A 17,479-nucleotide genomic window follows, 5' to 3' on the forward strand; every position below is an offset into this window, starting at 1 on the left:
CGAGGCTGCAATGCCCGGATTGTTCGCTGACTGAGTCTCTTTGCTCAGCGATGCCGGCAATATCCCGGCAGCCCGTTCGATGGCGCAAGCATTGACGGGGCAACGGATCACGCTCGACGCCGTGTTCATCAATGCCGGTGTTGCCAGGTTCGCGCCCATGGGGGATGCCGACGAGGCACTGTGGGACGGACTTCGAGGTGAACGCAAGGGCCTAGTTCACCGTCGAAGCGCTGGCGCCATCGTCCTCAACGGCTCGATCAACGCACGCATCGGGAATGCCGTCATCGAGCGTGTACGCCGCCAGCAAGGCAGGAGTGCCTGCGTGGGCGCGCACGCCCACGCAGGCGGGCTGCCCTGACACTAGCTTCTGACAAACGCGAGAAGGTCCGCGTTAAGCATCTCTTTGTGCGTCTCGTTCAAGCCATGCGGCGCCCCCGCATACACGATCAGCTTGCTGCCTCGAGCCAGGTTTGCCGCGGCGCGTGCCGAGGTATCGATGGGAACGATCTGATCGTCATCCCCGTGGATGATGAGCGTGGGGATATCGACCTTCTTGAGATCGGCTGTGAAGTCCGTCTCGGAAAACGCCTTGATGCAATCGTAGGTGTTCTTGTGGCCGGCTTGCATGCCGCGCGCCCAGAAGGCATCCACGGCACCCTGCGACGCTTTGGCGCCCGGTCGGTTGTATCCGAAAAATGGACCGCTCGCGATGTCCCGGTACAACTGTGAGCGGTCCGCGATAGAGGCACTGCGCAGGCCGTTGAAGTGTTCGATCGGAATGCCACCCGGGTTTGCCGCTGTCTTCAGCATCAGGGGCGGTACCGCCGCCACCAGCACCAGCTTGGCCAGCCGTTTGGTGCCATGACGGCCGACATAGCGGGTCACCTCGCCGCCACCCATCGAAAAACCCACCAGGACTACATTCTTGAGCTCGAGCTTCGCCATGAGCGTCTCGAGATCATCCGCAAACGTGTCCATGTCGTTGCCGCCCCACGTCTGGGTAGACCGGCCGTGCCCACGACGATCATGGGCGATGCAGCGGTAGCCGCGCGATGCCAGGTGCAACATCTGGTCTTCCCAGCTGTCGGCGTTGAGCGGCCAGCCGTGACTGAACACGACAGGCTGGCCGGCGCCCCAATCCTTGTAGTAAATCTCGGTGCCGTCCTTGGTGATGACAGTGCTCATGGCTTGGTTTCCTTGTGTGGGTTTGTTTCTGGCCGCGAAGGCCATGGTGGGGAGGGCGGCGCCGGCACTGATGCCTGCGGCGCCGATCAGGACCGTGCGCCGCAAGGCGCTGAAATGGGGATCTTCGTTGTGCTTGGGCATGGCCCTCGCTCCTTTCGATTGACTAATGGAATGGCCGCGCGCTCCTGAGCGCCCGGCGAACCAAGACTAGAGAGGCGCCGCGCTTTTCAAAACACCACGAAGGCGCAGGAGAGCCTCCTCCTGTCGGGGGGGGCGACGCCGGCGCGTCACTTCAATTCACGCTGATTCACTACCAATTAACGCGGTGGTCGACCACTATCTGCGTGCGCGGGATCCCCGTATCGCCTCAACTCAAGGTCATCGACACATCATGTTTTTCAGCGAATCGATCAAAGTACTTGTCCTTCACCGGGACGCCCTGATCTCAGCGGGGGTGGCCAGTGCGCTTGGCAAGCATCCGGACCTGGTCGTCCGGGAGCCCGACGCCCTGCAGGCGGTCGATGCGCCTGCCAGGGCATTGCAGCACGAGCGGATGGATGTGATCGTTGCCGACTACGACACGGCGCTCGAGATCATGTCCAAGGAGCGGCTCGAGCCCGCGCCCCGAGGTGCAACGCCGCCGAACGTGCTGATCGTCACGCGGTGCGAAACGCAGTGGCAGATACGTCATGCGCTCGAGCAGGGAGTCCGCGGTTACCTGCTTCTGGGCTGCAGCCGGCACGAACTTGCCGAAGCTGTGCGTGGTTTGCACAGGGGCGAGCGTTACCTTGGCGCCGTCGTGGCTCAACGGATCGCCGAAAGCCTGGCCTGTGAGATGCCGACGGGGCGGGAGCTTGACGTACTTCGGCTGCTGGCCCGCGGGCATGGGAACAAAGCCATCGCCCTCAAGCTGAATATCGCGGTGGGAACCGTCAAGTCCCACGTAAAAGCCATCTTGCAGAAGCTCGACGCGGCCACCCGAACCGAGGCTGCGGCCGTGGCGGACCGCCGCGGATTGCTCACGGTGCAGCTCGGCAGCCACGACCAGCCGGCGCACGCCCGCAGTGACTGCCAACCGCGCGTTCTGCATCAGTCCACGCGCATCCGCGGCCCCCACTTTTCCGCCGCTTCATGAAACAGCTCACACACGCCGCAGGCGCGCCGGTCGCCGACAACCACAACATTCAAACGGCAGGACCTCGAGGCCCCGCGCTGCTGCAGGACGTCTGGCTCATGGAGAAAATGGCGCACTTCAATCGTGAGGTGATCCCGGAACGGCGCATGCATGCGAAGGGGTCAGGCGCCTTCGGCAGTTTCACGGTAACTCACGACATTTCGCAATGGACCAAGGCGTCCCTGTTTGGCGCGGTGGGCCTGGCCACTCCTGTTTTTGCCCGGTTCTCGACGGTTGCGGGTGAGCGCGGCGCGGCCGATGCGGAGCGCGACATCCGCGGCTTCGCGCTCAAGTTCTATACCGCACAAGGCAACTGGGACCTTGTCGGAAATAACACGCCCGTATTCTTCATGCGTGATCCATTGCGGTTTCCGGACCTGAACCACGCGATCAAGCGCGACCCGCGCACCGGCATGCGCAACGCTCACAGCAATTGGGAGTTCTGGACCTTGCTGCCGGAGGCGCTTCACCAGGTGACGATCGTCATGAGTGATCGCGGGCTGCCGAGAACATACCGGAACATGCACGGCTTCGGAAGCCACACGTACAGCTTCATCAATGCGCAGAACGAGCGCAGTTGGGTCAAGTTCACCTTCAAGTCCATGCAGGGCATAGAGAACTGGACCGACGCGGAGGCTCGCAGTCTGGTCGGGGAGGACCGTGAAAGCTCGCAGCGAGATCTCTTTCAGAGCATCGAGCGTGGCGACTTTCCGCGTTGGAAGCTCTTCGTTCAGATCATGAGCGAGCGGCAAGCCGCGGCGCATCCGACCAACCCCTTTGACCTGACAAAGGTATGGCCCCATCGCGACTTTCCCTTGATTGAAGTGGGCCTGTTGGAGCTCAACCGCAATCCCCAGAACTGCTTTGCGGAGGTCGAGCAAGCAGCTTTCTCGCCTGCCAATGTGGTCCCTGGAATTGGTTTCTCGCCGGACAAGATGCTGCAGGCGCGTTTGTTCGCATACGCAGACGCGCAGCGCTATCGGCTCGGCGCCAACTTCAATCACATACCGGTCAATGCGCCCAAGTGCCCGTTCAACAGCTACCACCGCGACGGCGCAATGCGCACCGACGGCAACCTCGGCGCCCGAATCGGCTATGTGCCGAACAGCGCCGGGGAATGGACGGATCAGCCCGACCTGCACGAGGACCGATCCGCGCTGCAAGGAGCCGCAGGGCATTGGGATCACCGGGTCGATGAAGACTACTACTCCCAGCCGGGCGCACTGTTTCGGCTGATGTCCGCCCAAGAGCGGCAGCGCCTGTTCGACAACACGGCTCGCGCAATGCGGGGCGCCGGGCAGGACGTCCTGGACCGCCACATCGCCAATTGCGGCAGGGCGGATCCGGCCTATGGCAAGGGTGTCGCCGAGGCGCTGCTTCGGCTTGCTCGCTCCTAGCCGCTCAGCTCTTCGAGGAGGCGCCTTGCCCTGCACAAGTCCGCCGTCTCCAGGCCCTCGGTAAATCGCTCCAATGTCGATGAGACCAGCTGGCGAGCCTCGCCCCGGCGCTGTCCACTCCAAAGACACCCCAGGCTGGTCGCGGTTCGCAGCTCCCACGCGAGTGCGCCCTGCCGGCGGGCCAGGGCCAAAGACTCCATCAAGACGGTCTCGGCCAGCGAGCTGGATTGACCGGTGTTCTGCTCCAGCGCCGCCTCGGCTTGCCGGCGCAGGATCTCGGGAGCCGACCAGCCCACCGTCCCTCGCGCCGCGCGCAGCAAGACGTCTTGCGGTGCCAGTCCGTCGGCCAACGTTGCCAGGCAGTCGAGCTCCATGACATTGCCGGTCTGGAAGAACGGGCGGGCGTGCCGCACTGTGCCGGATTCCCTGGATTCGCGAATGGCAAGCACGGCGTCGTAGCTTCGTCCCCAGGATTGCCAGTAGGCGGACGGGTGCCGATCGGAGTGTTCCATCAGCTTGTTCACCAGGGCGCGCGCGGCGCCGGTGTCGCCCCGCCAGAGGGCGATCGGGCAAGCCGCGAGCGCCAGGGCCTGCGTCAAGGCAAACGGGTGATCCGCTGCCATTCTCACGGACTCCGCGGCGACCTCGACCGCGCGATCCGCCCGTCCCTGTATCCACAGGACGCGTGCGAGCACGATGCGCATCGCCACGCTGTAAGGAACCGGGCTGGTGTACTCCAGCGGCATCCGCAGGGGCCGGTCGAGCACGCGTTCGGCCAGAACGCTCGCCGCCGCATGGTTGCCCATGAAATGGTGCGACTGCGCAAGCAATCGATCGGACAGCAGCATCGCCCGGGAATCGGCCGATGCTTGCGCAAGCCTGCTCACTTCCACGGCGTTGTCCAGGGCTGGTGGATACTCGCCGTCCCGAAAGTCCTTGCCCCACAGGCCGTACAGCGCGGCGATCCGGTACCTCGGCTCTTTCAGGCGATCCGCCAATTCAAGCATGCGCGCAATCACCTCAGACTGCGCACGCGCCTGTTGCCGCGGCTGGCCACTGGGAAATATCAGCGCTGCGTTCAGCCGCATCTCGATCACGGGCTGGGCAGGCGACAGCGTCTGAACGGCGTTGAGGGCTTGCTGGATGCGGGCGTGATGCTGGTCCAGCAGGCCGAGCTCGTAAACCGGCAACAGGGCGGCCGCCGTGACTGCGACGCCGAGGGCAGGATCTCCCGCGCTTGAGAAACACCAGTCCAGGCAGGCCCAGACGTCGTCCATCCACCGCCCGCAGTTTGCCAACCACTGTTCACGCGTCGTCGCATCCCGGTCCGCCTCGGCTTGTGCCAGCAGATTCCACATGCAGTTGGCATGCCGCCTGGCGATGATTGCGCCATCCCCGGCCTCAAGCAGTTTTTCAAGCGCGTAGGCGCGAGTCGTATTCAGCAGCCGATATCGCACGAAACTATCGCGTGAATCGGCGGAGACCAGTGACTTGACGGTAAGGTCCATCACGCAAGCAATTGCGTCCGCCGGGGCGGCATCGTCGTCCGATGCGACGGCGCTGGCCGCTTCCAGAGTGAACCCCGCCTTGAATACCGCCAGCCTGCACAGCGTAGACCGCTCGGCGGCCGACAACAATTGGTAACTCCAATCCAGCATCGCCTTGAGCGCCTGATGCCGCGGCGACGCCGTGCGGCAGCCGCGTGCCAGCAGCCGCAAACGATCGGTCAAGCCATCGGCCAGTTCGCGCACACCCAGGCTGTCCACCCGGCCCGCCGCCAGTTCGATCGCCAGCGGCATTCCGTCCAGTTGCCGGCAGACACTGCAAACAACTGGCGCATCCGCGTCAGACAGGGTGAAGCCTTCCGAGACCTGCATTGCCCGCTCCACGAAGAGTTGGACCGCCGGGTAGGTGAGAGCCTGCGTCGAGGTCAACTGCGCGGCGTCGGGCGGCATGTCCAGCGACGCAAGCCGATAGACCCACTCGCCCTGGGCATTCAAACGCTGGCGGCTGGTCGTCAATATGGAAACGGAGTCACAGGCTTTCAGCAGGCCTTCGGCGAGAGCCGCCGCCGCGTCCAGGACGTGCTCGCATGTGTCCAGCACGATCAGCATGTTCTTGCCGCTCACGAACGCGCTCAAGTCGGCCATTGGGTGGTCCACCGATACGGACATCTGGAGCGAGGATGCAACGGCGCCGGGGACCCGCGCAGGGTCGGTGATGGGCGCGAGTTCGACCAGCCACACCCCATCCACGAATGAGCCGAGCAGTTTCTCCGCCACCGCGAGGGCCACAGTCGTCTTTCCCATTCCGCCCGGACCCGAGATGGTCACCAAGCGCTGTTTCGCCACCAATGCGCTCAGCGCATCGATCGCGTCCGAGCGGCCGATGACGCGAGTCAAGCGGAACGGAAGGTTGTGAAAAGCTCCAGGAGAGCGTGGGGCCCGCGGGGTGGCCCTCGCGGCGGATGGCTGTGCCACCGCCGCAACAAAGCAGTAGCCGCGCCCGGGATCGTTCACGATGAAGCGGGCTCCGTCACGGCCGTCGCCAAGCGCCTTGCGCAACGCGCAGACGTGCGCCCGCAGACTGGTTTCCTCGACCACTGTGCTGGGCCATATCCGGGCCTCCAGTTCATCACGCGTGATCACTTCGCCCGCTCGCTCCACCAGTGCTGCCAGGAGTTCAAACGCGCGGCTGCCCAGTCGCACGGGTTTGTCGCCCTCGAGCAATCGCTTCTGTCGCCTGAACAGCCGAAAGCGGCCGAAGGTCAAGGCCTGTTCCGAAAGATCGTCTGAGAGACGTGACATGCGCGTTAACCCTTCGTGATTGCTGCCGCCCGCGAGCATGCAGCAGTTTTAGCGCCTGACCATGGCATTCCAATTCGTTAAGTCAGTCATAAGCCTCGTTGGATTGGCGGTAGCGGCATGTCTCCATAGACTGCATGAAGGCGCGGTTTCTGCGTTGAAGGAGACGGGTGTGTTTAGAAGGCAATTTCATCGATCTGTGTTGGCGGCCGCTGTCGCCTTGTCCGCGTTGTCCGCCATGGCGCAGACGTATCCGAATCGGCCCATCAAGCTGTACCTGGGGCAGGCGGCCGGCGGCGCCGTGGATACCGTGGCCCGTGCATTGGCGGAGCGGCTGTCATCCCCGCTAGGCCAACCGGTGATTGTCGAGCCGCGCCCCGGGGCCGGTGGCATGCTCGCGGCTGAAGCAGTGGCGCGCGCTGCCCCGGACGGCTACACGATCGGTCTGCTCGATGCGGGGGCCTTGGCAGTGAACCCGGTGCTGCAGAAGAAGGTAAGTTACAACGTAGCGAAGGACTTCGCGCATATTGGGCTGGTCGCGAAAATTCCACTCGTCTTGATCGCCAATCCCCAGCTTGCTGCGTCGAATCTCCCCGAACTCACGACCTACCTCCGGCAGAACCCCGGCAAGGTCACCTATGCCTCTTCCGGCATGGGCGGGCCCTTGCACATGGCGATGGAAGCGTACAAACAGCGTGCCGGCGTGGGTGCGGTTCACATCCCCTACAAGGGTGGCGCTCCGGGCTTGGCCGATGTCGTGGCAGGGCACGTCCCGCTGATGTTTGTCGATACCAACCTGGGCAGCCAGTACGCCAAGTCTGGCAAGGTCAAGGCGTTGGCAGTCGCGACCCTTGAACGAAATCCTCAGCTTCCGGACGTTCCGACGTTCAACGAATCCGGTCTCAAGGGCTTTGATTTCGCGCCTTGGGTCGGACTGGTTGCACCCGCGGGGCTGCCCCGCGACGTTGCGGCCAAGCTTGAGCAGGCTCTGCGGCAGGTCTCGGCCAGTCCTGAGATGGCTGCAAAAGTCCAATCTCTAGGCTTCATTCCTTTGAAATCGGACGGCGCACAGTTCAGTGACTTCGCCGGCAAGGAGGTGGCCTATTACCGCCACCTGATCCACGAACAGAAAATTCAGGTGGATGAATGAGCGAGAAGACTCTTGAAATGGCGGCCTTTCATGACGCAGGGAGCAAGGGCGCGAAGGACTTCTTCCTGGACGCTTGTGCCATCCTGGCCGCACATGGGCACGCATCGGGTCTGGCCGGCCAGGTGACGCTCAGGGACGGGGATAGCACCCGCATGTTGACGCTGCGTCTGGGGGCTGGACTGGAGGAGGCCAGCGCGGATAGCCTCCTTCTCGTGGACCAGGAGCTGCAAACCCTCGAGGGGAAGGGCCGCCCCAATCCAGGGACACGCTTTCATTCGTGGATCTACCAACGCCATCCGAAGGTCCGCGCGATCGTGCACACGCATCCGCCGGCGGCGTCCGCCCTGTCGATGCTCGGCATTCCGCTGCCGGTGGCGCACATGGACTCCTGCATGTTCTACGAGGACTGCGGATTTCTCGCGCACTGGCCAGGTGTTCCCACGGGGGATGAAGAAGGAGCGCTGATCTCTGAAGCCCTTGGAGGCCGTCGCTCCGCATTCCTTGCCAATCATGGTTTTGTCTGCACCGGCCAAAGCCTGCAGGAGGCCACCTACCTGAACGTTTTTGGCGAGCGTGCCGCAAGAATGGCATTGGACGCCCTGTCAGTGGGTGCTATCCATCCCGTCGAGCCGGGGGCGGCGCGGGAAGCGCACGATTTCCTGATGCAGCCCTCCATCGTGAACGCCACATTCGACTATTGGGCTCGCCAGGCGCGGGCCTAGGGAAGGTCTGAACATGTCGCGAATCCGATCCGGAAGTCGGCAATGCATATTCATCTGACTAGCAGATGGTTTTGCCCCAGCCAGATGTCGAACTAGCCAACTACTTGCCAGGGAATGACATGTCAGTGATCCTCGAATCTCTCCTCGACGATGAGCGCCGTGCCGACTGCCGCGCCAACGATGGAGCCATGGCCATGGGCCGACCCATCATCGCGAGCCAGCCCACCATCCACCCCGTGCAGCGCACCAGCAGGCTGCATCCTGCACGGAGCGAACGTTCTAACGCGGCGCAGGTCGCCACGAACGAACTCAGTTAGCCCAAGGAGTGCATTTGGTCAGACTTTCCCTAGCCGGAGCCGGGCGCATATGATGGGCCGCAAGGCCCGTCATGCACATCTCATTGGTCCGACTCAAATCCTTCCTCACGGTCGCCCGCGCCCAATCGCTGCGGGAGGCCAGTGATATTCTGGGCGTCACTCAACCTGCGTTGAGCAAGCAGATCGCTCAGCTGGAAGAGGAAATTGGGCGGCCGCTTTTCCAACGACATGGCCGTGGCATGTCGCTCACCTCGGCCGGTCAGGCTCTTCTTGACGGTATCGGCGGAAGCGTCGGCCACCTCGAAGCCGCAGTCCACATGGCGCGTGACCATGATGAGCTCGAAGCAGGCCAACTGCGGCTCACGTCGCTCAGCACGCTGGCCGCATATCTCATCCCGGCAGCCGCGGCGCTGCTGCACGCGAAGTTTCCCCGGCTTCGCCTGTTGCTCTTGGTCAACAACTCAGTCGAGGTGGTTGAGATGATTGAGCGTGGCAAGGCGGATATTGGCGTCGTGTACGACGTGGCAGTGGATACTGACGCGTTCGTCGTTCACCCCCTTCACGACGAACGCATAGCCGTGTTCGCCAAGGAAGGGGCATTTGGGCTCGAGGCAAACGGCGTGGATGTGCAAGAGCTGTCACGCCTGCCGCTCCTCTTGCCGCCGCGGCCCTACGCTCTGCGCCGCGTTCTGGAACGGGAATGTGGACGTGAACTGCATCCAGTCGCAGAGTGCAGCACCGCGGACCTCGTTCTTCGCCTGGCGAGCTTGGGAGTGGGTGTGGGCGTGCTGCCGGAGCTGATGCCCCGTGAGATGGTGGAAGGATGTGGGTTGCGTCGACTGAGTCTTCTCGGCGGCAAGACCTCCAGGCGGGTAGTCGCGATCACCCGTATCGGCGACGACAAGAGTCCCCTGATAGGAGAGGCGCTCGATGCTCTGCGGCAAACCATGCGTCCCAACTCAATGCCCGAACACGAGTGACCGATGAACGGCCGCGCCGGCAAGCGCGCCATCGCCGACGGCCAGAGCCACGTTACCCATGGGGCGGGCCAGGTCGCCGCAGGCGAACACCCCGGGCACTGTCGTTTCCTTCATCGCACCGGTTTTCACAAAGCGGCCCAGTGGCCCCTCTTCGTGCTCGCACCCCAGCTGCTCGGCGAGATTCGATGCTGGTTCAGTGCGGCTCGCGACGAAGATGCCCTCCAAGTCGAACCGCTGATCGTCGTCGAGGTGAACCATGGCAAGGCCGCTGACCCGCGTTACCCGTCCGGGCTGCACTCGAACGCCCCGACCTTGAAGCTCACCTGCCTCTTCGGCGGAGATTCCGAGGACGTCGTTGGGAAACAACGTGACCGAGCCCCACTCGGGCAGCAGCATTGCCTGATGCAGCGACGCCGGGCCAGTGGCGATCACGCCAATCCGACCCCGCTGCAGTTCGTAACCGTGGCAGTAAGGGCAGTGGAAAACACTCTTGCCCCAGCGCTCCTGCAGTCCCGGAATTTCCGGCAGATGGTCGACCACGCCCGTCGCCAGCAGCAGGCGCTGTGCCCAGAGACGTCCGCGCGGCGTCTGTACCTGGAAAAAACCGCCATCGTATGGGGCTGCCGCATCGACCCCGCAATCGACCCACTCAACGGTTGGGTACGCCATAAGCTGCTCGCGAGCATCGTCGAGGATGTCACCTGGCGGCCGGCCATCCTGCGCCATCAGGCCGTGCGCGCGCGCGGCGAACCGGTTGCGCCTGCGGCCACTGTCGAAGACGACGACGCGCCGCCGCGCGCGAGCCAGCGGCAGCGCGGCAGAGATCCCGGCGTAGCTGCCGCCCACGATGGCGACGTCGATGCGTGCGTCAATGACCATGGTGCACCTCTTCGCCAAGGCGACTCCGTTCCTGGAGCAGCCCATGGAAGTCCCGGGCAAGCCGAGCGAGGCTCACCCTCTCCAGGTGCTCAAGGAGCATTCGCTCCGCGTCGCGGAACGCGGTGCCGAGCGCGGCGTTCACGGCCTGTTCGACCAGGCAGGTGGGCTGGTCGTCGCGGTGGCCCACACTCAGCAGTTGTGGGCCTCCGATCGCCTCATGAATGTCGCGCAACGTGATCCGCTCCAACGGGCACGAGATCACCCAGCCTCCACCGTGTCCTTTGCCTGAAGTGACGAAGCCTGCGTCGCGCAGGCCGCCCATGACGCGGCGAACGACGACGGGGTTCGTTCCCATCGCCGCAGCCAACATTTCGGACGTGGCGGGACGGCCGAGTTCCGCCATGTGCAGCAAGCAGTGCAAGACGCCTGACAACCGGGAGTCTCTTTTCATGCAACTATGATGGTTGCATGACTTGTCCCGCACGCGCGCAGGGGCATTGAGTCATCACCGGCGCGCGTCCATTCGGGGAGTTGAGATGACGCTCACGGAGTCAGGGGATGGGCGGCCATGAATTCGATCAGGGCACGAACAGCCGGAAGCATGCCGCGCCGCGTCGGGAATGCGGCTTGAATCTCGCTGATCGGGCAGCTCCACTGCGGCAGCACCACCCTTAGCAAACCCCTTTTGATTTCGTCGCGGCAGACGACCTCGGCCAGCAAGCTCACGCCAACCCCGTCCATTGCCGCTTGCTTGAGGGCGAACATGTCTTCAGTGACGAGCCGCGGTTCATGGGCGACTTCGGCGACAGTGCCGCCGTTCCGCAAGGTCCACGTATGCCGATCGCCATCGCTCGGAAGCGACAACGTAGGCCAGCCACTGAGCGCTTGGGGTTCCGTGGGCTCGCCCCGGTCCGCAAGGAAGGCGGGACTGGCGACCAGCACATCGGTGGTCTGGCCCAGGCGACGGACCACCAGGCTGGAGTCCTCGAAGGGCTGCCTGCGCACGCGCAACACCAGGTCCATGTGCTCGTCGACGGGATCGACCCGGCGGTTGGTGACCAGCATGGTCACGCGCACCTTCGGGTAAGCGAGAAGAAATTTCGCCAACAGCTGGTTCAGCCAGCATTGCGCCAGCGTGATCGGGCAGCTGATGCGCAGCGGTCCCTTTGGCTCGGCCACTGCCTGCTGAATGACATCCCGGGCCGATTCGCTCAGTGACGCCACGGCCTGGCATCGCTCGTAAAACAGCTGCCCCGTTGGGGTCACCACGAGCTGGCGCGAAGTCCGGTGCAGCAACCTGACGCCCATGCGTTCCTCGAGAAGCGAGATGCGCCGGCTCAGCCGCGATTTCGGAATGCCCAGCTGGCGGCTCGCCGCGCTGAAACCGTTGAACTCCACCACCTTGGCAAAGAAAACCAGGTCGTTGAGATCGTCCATTTCGGGTCACCTCGAGTTCTTGTTCGACGGGTTGTCGTTCACGACATGGAACGTTGCGTTCATTTTGACCTACTTGTTCGGCAATCGTTCCGTCAGCATCATCGAACACACAAACTTCGTGCTGGAAAGGCGCAAAAAATGAAACTACTGCATGTCGATGCCAGCGTGACCGGGGCGCAATCCGTCTCACGCGAACTGTCGTCCGCCGTGGTCGAGGCTTGGCGCGCGTCGGAACCGGGGCTTCAATTGGTCTATCGCGATCTCGCCCGCACGGTGCCGCCGCAGTTGACCGAAGCCGCATTGAAGGTCATCAAATTCGGTGCCGAGCCTTCGGCGGATACGCCCGCGCGCGATCTGGCATTCATGGAAGAACTGCTTGTCGAGTTCCTGACTGCCGATGCGGTCGTGATCGGCGCGCCGATGTACAACTTCACTGTCCCCACCCAGCTCAAGGGTTGGCTTGATGCGCTTGCCCAGCCGGGACGCACCTTTGCCTACACACCGCAAGGCCCCAAAGGGCTGGCCACCGGCAAGCGGGTCATCATCGCCTCAGCGCGAGGGGGCAGCTACAGCCAACCGCCGATGAACGCGAGGGACTTCCAGGAGCCCTATTTGATCGCGGTGCTCAATTTCATGGGCATTACCGACATCGAGGTGGTACGGGCCGAAGGGGTCAACATGCCCGGGCGCCGCGACGGTTCTATCGAACAGGCGCGCCGCGATATTTCCGTCCTGTTCGGGGTCGCGCAGGCCGCGCCGGTCGCAGCATGAAACTGGCCACCTTTCGCCATCAGGGCACGCAAAAGTTCGGCGCCGTTGAAGGTGGGGAGGTCGTCGATGTCCACGGGCAGCAAGGGGCTCCCGCCGGGCTGCGTGAACTTCTTGCCCTCGGGCCGGAAGGGATGGCTTGGATACGCGATGCCATCGGCGGCAGCCCGCGCATACCGTTGCGCCACGTTCAGTTGTGCGCGCCCATCCCGAGCCCACAAAAATTCCTCGGTCTGGGCGGCAACTACGCATCCCATCTGGTTGAGGCGGCCAAGGTCGGCGTGGTCCGCAGCAGCGGCCAGATTTGGTTCAACAAGCAGGTCTCGTGCATCGTCGGGCCCTACGACGCGGTCCACAAGCCGCGCGTCTCGGACCAATTCGACTATGAAGCGGAGTTGGGTGTGGTCATCGGCCGGCGCTGCCGGCATGTGCGCAAGGAAGATGCCGATGCGGTGATCGCCGGCTATGTTGTTGTCAACGACATGAGCGTGCGCGACTGGCAACTGCGCGCACCGACGCACACGCTAGGCAAGTCCTTCGATACGCATGGGCCGTTCGGGCCTTGGCTTGTGACGCGCGATGAAGTACCCGATCCGCATGCGCTGCGCATTCGCACCTGGGTGAACGGCGACTTGCGCCAAGACGCCAACACGTCCCAGATGATTCATCGCATTGGCGCCATGGTGGAGGAGCTGTCCACCGCCTTCACGCTCGAACCCGGCGACGTGTTGTCGACCGGAAGCCCCGCCGGCGTCGGCGGGCTGATGGACCCGCCCCGCTATCTGTGCGCCGGCGATGTGGTGCGGGTGGAGATCGAATTCATTGGGGCGATAGAAAACCATGTGATTCCAGAGCCGGCCTGACATCAGGGGCCCCGACTTCCAGCAACAAGGAGACTTTCATGACGAATACACCTCGGACGCTGCCCGACGCAGCGGGGAACAAGGCCATCAGCCCAGTCAAGCTCGCGCATGTCGTGCTGCGCGCTTCCAATCTGAAGCGATCGCGCGACTGGTATCTGAGGGTGTTGGAGGCGCGGCCCGCTTTCGAGAACGAGATGGTCTGCTTTATGACCTATGACGATGAGCACCACCGCATCGGTCTGATAGGCCGGCCCGATGTCTCGGGGTCGGCCGACATGTGCCCGGGCCTGGAGCACATCGCTTTCACGTACGCCTCGCTGGGCGAATTGCTTGCCAGCTACCGGCGCCTGGCACGCCACGACATCCTGCCCTACTGGACGATCAATCACGGTCCGACGATCTCGCTGTACTACAAGGATCCCGACGGAAACCGGCTCGAACTGCAATACGACGTGTTCGAGCAGCCGGCCGACCTGGATGCGTTCTTCGCCAGTGGCGCATACACAGAAAACTTCATGGGCGTCCGGTTCGACCCTGAGCAGATGATTGCCCGTTTTGAAGCCGGCGAGCCTTTGCCCGCGATCACTGCGCGCCCGAAGCTGCCGGAGGGCGCGACACCCTGGGACATGTTCATTCCCTGAGCCAAAAAAAATATAACAGGAGACATTCATGAGCACACTACCCCTTGCACGCGCCTCCAGCGGCCGCGCACTCAGCATGCCGCAGGTGCGCGTGCTGGCGATCTGCTTCCTGGTGGCCATGGTCGACGGCTTTGACACCTTGATGCTGTCCTTCATTGCACCCCTGGTCGGCAAGCAGTTCGGTTTGGCGCCGGTCGAGATCGGCAAACTCTTCGCCGCCGGGTTTGTCGGCGCCGTGGCCGGTGCGCTGTGCGTCGGGCCGCTCGCGGACCGGTTCGGCCGCCGCGTCATGTTGCTGATCTGTCTGGCCGATGTCACGATCTTCACCCTGCTGTGCGCACAGGCGCAGTCGCCTGCCTCTCTCATGGCTTTGCGCTTCGCCGCCGGCCTGGGCCTGGGTGGCGCCATGCCCACAGTGATCGCCCTCACGGCCGAGAACATGCCGCCGGCGCACCGGGCATCCGCCGTCACCTGGATGTTCCTGGGGTTTCCGCTCGGCGCGGTGGTAGGCGGAGGCATTACCGCCGCCAATCTGTCGCATGGATGGCAGGCGATTTTCCTGGGCGGAGGCCTAGCGGCCTTGGCCATGATTCCGCTGGCGCTATGGGGCCTGCCGGAGTCGCGACCGAGCCCGGACAACGCGCGCGCCCGCGCGCCCGCCTTCGCATCGCTCACCGCGCAGTTCGGGCAGGGCCGCGCAGCCTCGGCCCTGCTGTTGTGGCTGGGTGTGTTCTTTGTGATGCTGGTCAGCTACTTCCTTGTCAGCTGGATGCCCACCGTGCTGACGCGCGCCGGGTTCTCGCCAGAGCGTGCGGCGATCGCGGCAGTGCTGCTGAATCTGGGCGGTATCGTCGGAGCCTTGCTGCTGTCGTTTGCCATCAAGCTGTTCGGCCCCTGGCGTCCGGTGGCAGCGGCGTTCGCATTGGGCAGCTGCATGGTCTGGCTGTTGGGCCAGCAGATCAATTCTCCGCAAGCCATGATCATCGTGGTCTTCATCACGGGCATGTGCATATTCGGCGGTCAGCTGAGCACGCCGGCGATCGCGGTTCATCTTTTTCCCGCTCCCGTGCGCGGCGCCGGCACGGGCTGGACCATGGGGGTAGGGCGCATGGGATCGATTGCCGGCCCCGTGATCGGAGGCGCCCTTGTGGCGGCCAACTTGGGATGGCCGGTTCTCTTCCTGATCGTCGCCGTGCCGACGCTGCTGGCAGCGCTCGCCATCGCGTTTTCGGACCGGGCTCAACCGCGGGCGGATGTCGAATGACGTCCCTGGGCGTTCGAACCAGGCTGGGCGCAGACGGCTCGCAATGGCTGCAATCGTCCCAGCCGCTGGGTGACTATCCAGCGCGGATGAGCCAGCGGCTGCAGCAATGGGCCGAGACCGCGCCGGAGCGGGTCTTCGTCGCCCAGCGCGATCATCAGGGCGCGTGGCGTAGCGTGACCTACGCGCAGATGTTCGAGCGCGCGCTTGCGGTGGGCCAGGCGCTGGTGGAACGTGGTCTGAATGCGGAGCGCCCGGTCGCCATCATGTCGGGCAACGATATTGAGCACATGACCATGGTGCTCGGGGCCATGTGGGCGGGCATTCCATCGGCCGCGGTCTCTACTTCCTACTCGTTGCTGGCCAATGACCATGAGCGGCTGCGCCAGATATTAGCGTCTATCACACCGGGGCTGCTGTTCGCCTCAGGGCCTGCCTACCGCCGCGCCCTCGATGCTGTCGCGTCCGACGGCGTCGAAGTCGTTCTGGCGGAGCCGAAGTCCGGCGACGGGTCAACCGCGTTTGCGACGTTGCTTGCCACGGTGCCGGGCGACGCGGTGGACAAGGCGCATGCGGCGACCGGGCCGGACACGGTGGTGAAGTTCCTTTTTACCTCGGGCTCGACCCGGCAGCCCAAGGCGGTGGTCAATACGCACCGCATGTGGTGCAGCAACCAACAAATGGTTCGCCAATGCCTGGACCTGGGCGAGCCACCCGTACTCGTGGACTGGCTGCCGTGGAGCCACACCTTCGGCGGCAACCACAACGTGGGCATTGCGCTCTACAACGGCGGAACGCTCTACATCGACGAGGGCTCGCCCACGGTGCAGGGCATGGCCACCACGTTGCGCAACCTGCGTGAAGTTGCGCCTACGCACTACTTCAATGTGCCCAAGGGGTTCGAGGAACTCGCCCTGGCGCTGGAGCAGGATGCCCTCCTGGGCCAATCGCTTTTCAGCCGGTTGCAGCGGTTCATGTACGCGGGCGCCGGCTTGTCGCAGGCCGTATGGGACAAGCTGGACGCAGCTGCAACGCGATACCGCGGCCGGCCCGTCCCCATGTTGACCAGCCTGGGCATGACCGAAACCGCGCCGGCTTGCACTTTCGCGTTGGCGCAAGACTTGAAAGCCGGCCACATCGGATTGCCCTGCCCCGGCGTGGATGTCAAGCTTGTGCCTGCGCAAGGCAAGCTCGAAATACGATTTCGTGGACCCAACGTGATGCCGGGTTACTGGCGCCAGCCCCAACTCACCGCCGATGCCTTCGACGACGAAGGGTTCCTGCGCACCGGCGACGCGGTGCGCTGGGTGGACGCAGCCCAGCCGCTGCGCGGGCTGCTGTTCGACGGCCGAATCGCGGAAGATTTCAAACTGTCCAGCGGGACCTTCGTCAGCGTCGGCCCGTTGCGCTCGCGGGTGATTGCAGCGGGGGCGCCCTGCGTGCAGGACGTCGCGGTCGCCGGCCTGAACCGTAACGAGGTGGGCTTGCTGGTGTTTCCGCAGTTGCAGGCGTGCCGGCAGCTGTCGAACCTCGCGCCCGATACGCCCGCCGCGGACGTGCTGCAGCATGAGGCGGTGCAGTCGTTTTTCCGCGCACTGGCCCAACGGCTTTGGGACCAGGGCGGCGGCAGCGCCGGCCGCGTCGCACGCTTCATGCTGATGCTGGACCAACCCTCCAGCGCCACCGGGGAGCTCACCGACAAGGGCTCGCTCAATCAAGCCAATGTGCTGCGTAACCGCAGCGCGAAAGTGGATGCCCTGTATAGCGCTCAAGAAGGCACTGACGCACTCGTGATCATGCCCGTACGCCTGCGAGCCGGGAACCTGGAAGCGCCGGTCGTCCCGACCGCAGCCCTTTTTCCAAGGAGCCTCCCCGACGCATCCGCAAAGCGCGGATAACGC

Annotated in this window: 17 protein-coding genes; 12 read left to right on the forward strand and 5 right to left on the reverse strand. The window is 64.0% G+C overall.

Annotation, left to right across the window (positions count from 1 at the left end):
• Positions 1-79 precede the first annotated feature (79 nt).
• On the forward strand, positions 80-358 hold the full coding sequence (locus HNE04_RS19835; RefSeq protein ID WP_172223015.1) for an SDR family oxidoreductase: 279 nt from the start codon (positions 80-82) through the stop codon (positions 356-358).
• A gap of 2 nt (positions 359-360) precedes the next feature.
• Here the strand turns inward: HNE04_RS19835 and HNE04_RS19840 are convergent, their stop codons facing one another.
• Entirely contained in the window at positions 361-1,326 is a 966-nt protein-coding gene (locus HNE04_RS19840) for an alpha/beta fold hydrolase (protein WP_207717647.1), read from the reverse strand.
• Between the two features lie 250 nt (positions 1,327-1,576).
• Here HNE04_RS19840 and HNE04_RS19845 point away from each other — a divergent pair, with 250 nt between their 5' ends.
• Complete coding sequence (locus HNE04_RS19845) at positions 1,577-2,320, forward strand: response regulator transcription factor (protein ID WP_172223018.1); 744 nt, start codon at positions 1,577-1,579, stop codon at positions 2,318-2,320.
• Positions 2,317-3,756 (forward strand): catalase, encoded by a 1,440-nt coding sequence (locus HNE04_RS19850; RefSeq protein WP_172223021.1) that lies wholly within the window; start codon positions 2,317-2,319, stop codon positions 3,754-3,756. Before HNE04_RS19845 ends, HNE04_RS19850 begins: the two co-directional genes overlap by 4 nt.
• Here HNE04_RS19850 and HNE04_RS19855 read toward each other — a convergent pair.
• Complete coding sequence (locus HNE04_RS19855; protein ID WP_172223023.1) at positions 3,753-6,563, reverse strand: ATP-binding protein; 2,811 nt, start codon at positions 6,561-6,563, stop codon at positions 3,753-3,755. The genes HNE04_RS19850 and HNE04_RS19855 overlap by 4 nt on opposite strands.
• 217 nt (positions 6,564-6,780) lie before the next feature.
• Here HNE04_RS19855 and HNE04_RS19860 point away from each other — a divergent pair, with 217 nt between their 5' ends.
• From HNE04_RS19860 to HNE04_RS19875, 4 genes are all read left to right on the forward strand, one after another.
• On the forward strand, positions 6,781-7,710 hold the full coding sequence (locus tag HNE04_RS19860) for a Bug family tripartite tricarboxylate transporter substrate binding protein (protein ID WP_235965204.1): 930 nt from the start codon (positions 6,781-6,783) through the stop codon (positions 7,708-7,710).
• The gene (locus HNE04_RS19865; protein WP_172223027.1) at positions 7,707-8,432 is read left to right on the forward strand and encodes an aldolase; all 726 of its coding nucleotides are present in this window, start codon (positions 7,707-7,709) and stop codon (positions 8,430-8,432) included. Before HNE04_RS19860 ends, HNE04_RS19865 begins: the two co-directional genes overlap by 4 nt.
• Positions 8,433-8,551: 119 nt before the next feature.
• A complete protein-coding gene (locus HNE04_RS19870; RefSeq protein WP_172223029.1) occupies positions 8,552-8,749 on the forward strand; it encodes a hypothetical protein in 198 nt (65 codons plus the stop codon).
• Between the two features lie 71 nt (positions 8,750-8,820).
• The gene (locus HNE04_RS19875) at positions 8,821-9,729 is read left to right on the forward strand and encodes a LysR family transcriptional regulator (protein ID WP_172223031.1); all 909 of its coding nucleotides are present in this window, start codon (positions 8,821-8,823) and stop codon (positions 9,727-9,729) included.
• Here HNE04_RS19875 and HNE04_RS19880 read toward each other — a convergent pair.
• The 3 genes from HNE04_RS19880 to HNE04_RS19890 all read right to left on the reverse strand — a co-directional run bounded on the left by HNE04_RS19880 (position 9,709) and on the right by HNE04_RS19890 (position 12,045).
• Positions 9,709-10,608 carry an NAD(P)/FAD-dependent oxidoreductase gene (locus HNE04_RS19880; protein ID WP_172223033.1) on the reverse strand — a complete coding sequence of 300 codons (900 nt, stop codon included), beginning with the start codon at positions 10,606-10,608 and terminating at the stop codon, positions 9,709-9,711. The genes HNE04_RS19875 and HNE04_RS19880 overlap by 21 nt on opposite strands.
• The gene (locus HNE04_RS19885; protein ID WP_172223035.1) at positions 10,598-11,059 is read right to left on the reverse strand and encodes an Rrf2 family transcriptional regulator; all 462 of its coding nucleotides are present in this window, start codon (positions 11,057-11,059) and stop codon (positions 10,598-10,600) included. The genes HNE04_RS19880 and HNE04_RS19885 overlap by 11 nt, the downstream gene beginning before the upstream one ends.
• A gap of 92 nt (positions 11,060-11,151) precedes the next feature.
• Positions 11,152-12,045, reverse strand: a complete 894-nt coding sequence (locus HNE04_RS19890) for a LysR substrate-binding domain-containing protein (protein ID WP_172223037.1) — start codon at positions 12,043-12,045, stop codon at positions 11,152-11,154.
• A 45-nt stretch (positions 12,046-12,090) separates the two neighbouring features.
• Between HNE04_RS19890 and HNE04_RS19895 the strand changes: the two genes are divergently transcribed.
• From HNE04_RS19895 to HNE04_RS19915, 5 genes are read left to right on the forward strand one after another with little or no spacing between them, the layout of a single operon-like run.
• Entirely contained in the window at positions 12,091-12,816 is a 726-nt protein-coding gene (locus HNE04_RS19895) for an FMN-dependent NADH-azoreductase (RefSeq protein WP_235965206.1), read from the forward strand.
• A complete protein-coding gene (locus tag HNE04_RS19900; protein WP_172223040.1) occupies positions 12,813-13,676 on the forward strand; it encodes a fumarylacetoacetate hydrolase family protein in 864 nt (287 codons plus the stop codon). The genes HNE04_RS19895 and HNE04_RS19900 overlap by 4 nt, the downstream gene beginning before the upstream one ends.
• Positions 13,677-13,714: 38 nt before the next feature.
• The gene (locus tag HNE04_RS19905) at positions 13,715-14,317 is read left to right on the forward strand and encodes a VOC family protein (protein WP_172223042.1); all 603 of its coding nucleotides are present in this window, start codon (positions 13,715-13,717) and stop codon (positions 14,315-14,317) included.
• A gap of 28 nt (positions 14,318-14,345) precedes the next feature.
• Entirely contained in the window at positions 14,346-15,581 is a 1,236-nt protein-coding gene (locus HNE04_RS19910) for an MFS transporter (protein WP_172223045.1), read from the forward strand.
• Positions 15,578-17,476 (forward strand): feruloyl-CoA synthase, encoded by a 1,899-nt coding sequence (locus HNE04_RS19915; protein ID WP_172223048.1) that lies wholly within the window; start codon positions 15,578-15,580, stop codon positions 17,474-17,476. The genes HNE04_RS19910 and HNE04_RS19915 overlap by 4 nt, the downstream gene beginning before the upstream one ends.
• The last annotated feature ends 3 nt before the right edge of the window (positions 17,477-17,479 follow it).

The sequence above is a fragment of the Caenimonas soli genome, from assembly GCF_013155545.1.
Lineage (GTDB): Bacteria > Pseudomonadota > Gammaproteobacteria > Burkholderiales > Burkholderiaceae_C > Ramlibacter > Ramlibacter soli.

Bases quoted from the DNA above. Each gene is read 5' to 3' on its own strand.
- HNE04_RS19905 (WP_172223042.1), top strand. From the start codon at position 13,715: ATGACGAATACACCTCGGACGCTGCCCGACGCAGCGGGGAACAAGGCC.
- HNE04_RS19865 (WP_172223027.1), top strand. From the start codon at position 7,707: ATGAGCGAGAAGACTCTTGAAATGGCGGCCTTTCATGACGCAGGGAGC.
- HNE04_RS19885 (WP_172223035.1), bottom strand. From the start codon at position 11,059: ATGAAAAGAGACTCCCGGTTGTCAGGCGTCTTGCACTGCTTGCTGCAC.
- HNE04_RS19875 (WP_172223031.1), top strand. From the start codon at position 8,821: ATGCACATCTCATTGGTCCGACTCAAATCCTTCCTCACGGTCGCCCGC.
- HNE04_RS19890 (WP_172223037.1), bottom strand. From the start codon at position 12,045: ATGGACGATCTCAACGACCTGGTTTTCTTTGCCAAGGTGGTGGAGTTC.
- HNE04_RS19915 (WP_172223048.1), top strand. From the start codon at position 15,578: ATGACGTCCCTGGGCGTTCGAACCAGGCTGGGCGCAGACGGCTCGCAA.
- HNE04_RS19850 (WP_172223021.1), top strand. From the start codon at position 2,317: ATGAAACAGCTCACACACGCCGCAGGCGCGCCGGTCGCCGACAACCAC.
- HNE04_RS19855 (WP_172223023.1), bottom strand. From the start codon at position 6,563: ATGTCACGTCTCTCAGACGATCTTTCGGAACAGGCCTTGACCTTCGGC.
- HNE04_RS19840 (WP_207717647.1), bottom strand. From the start codon at position 1,326: ATGCCCAAGCACAACGAAGATCCCCATTTCAGCGCCTTGCGGCGCACG.
- HNE04_RS19895 (WP_235965206.1), top strand. From the start codon at position 12,091: ATGGAACGTTGCGTTCATTTTGACCTACTTGTTCGGCAATCGTTCCGT.
- HNE04_RS19870 (WP_172223029.1), top strand. From the start codon at position 8,552: ATGTCAGTGATCCTCGAATCTCTCCTCGACGATGAGCGCCGTGCCGAC.
- HNE04_RS19910 (WP_172223045.1), top strand. From the start codon at position 14,346: ATGAGCACACTACCCCTTGCACGCGCCTCCAGCGGCCGCGCACTCAGC.
- HNE04_RS19880 (WP_172223033.1), bottom strand. From the start codon at position 10,608: ATGGTCATTGACGCACGCATCGACGTCGCCATCGTGGGCGGCAGCTAC.
- HNE04_RS19835 (WP_172223015.1), top strand. From the start codon at position 80: ATGGCGCAAGCATTGACGGGGCAACGGATCACGCTCGACGCCGTGTTC.
- HNE04_RS19845 (WP_172223018.1), top strand. From the start codon at position 1,577: ATGTTTTTCAGCGAATCGATCAAAGTACTTGTCCTTCACCGGGACGCC.
- HNE04_RS19900 (WP_172223040.1), top strand. From the start codon at position 12,813: ATGAAACTGGCCACCTTTCGCCATCAGGGCACGCAAAAGTTCGGCGCC.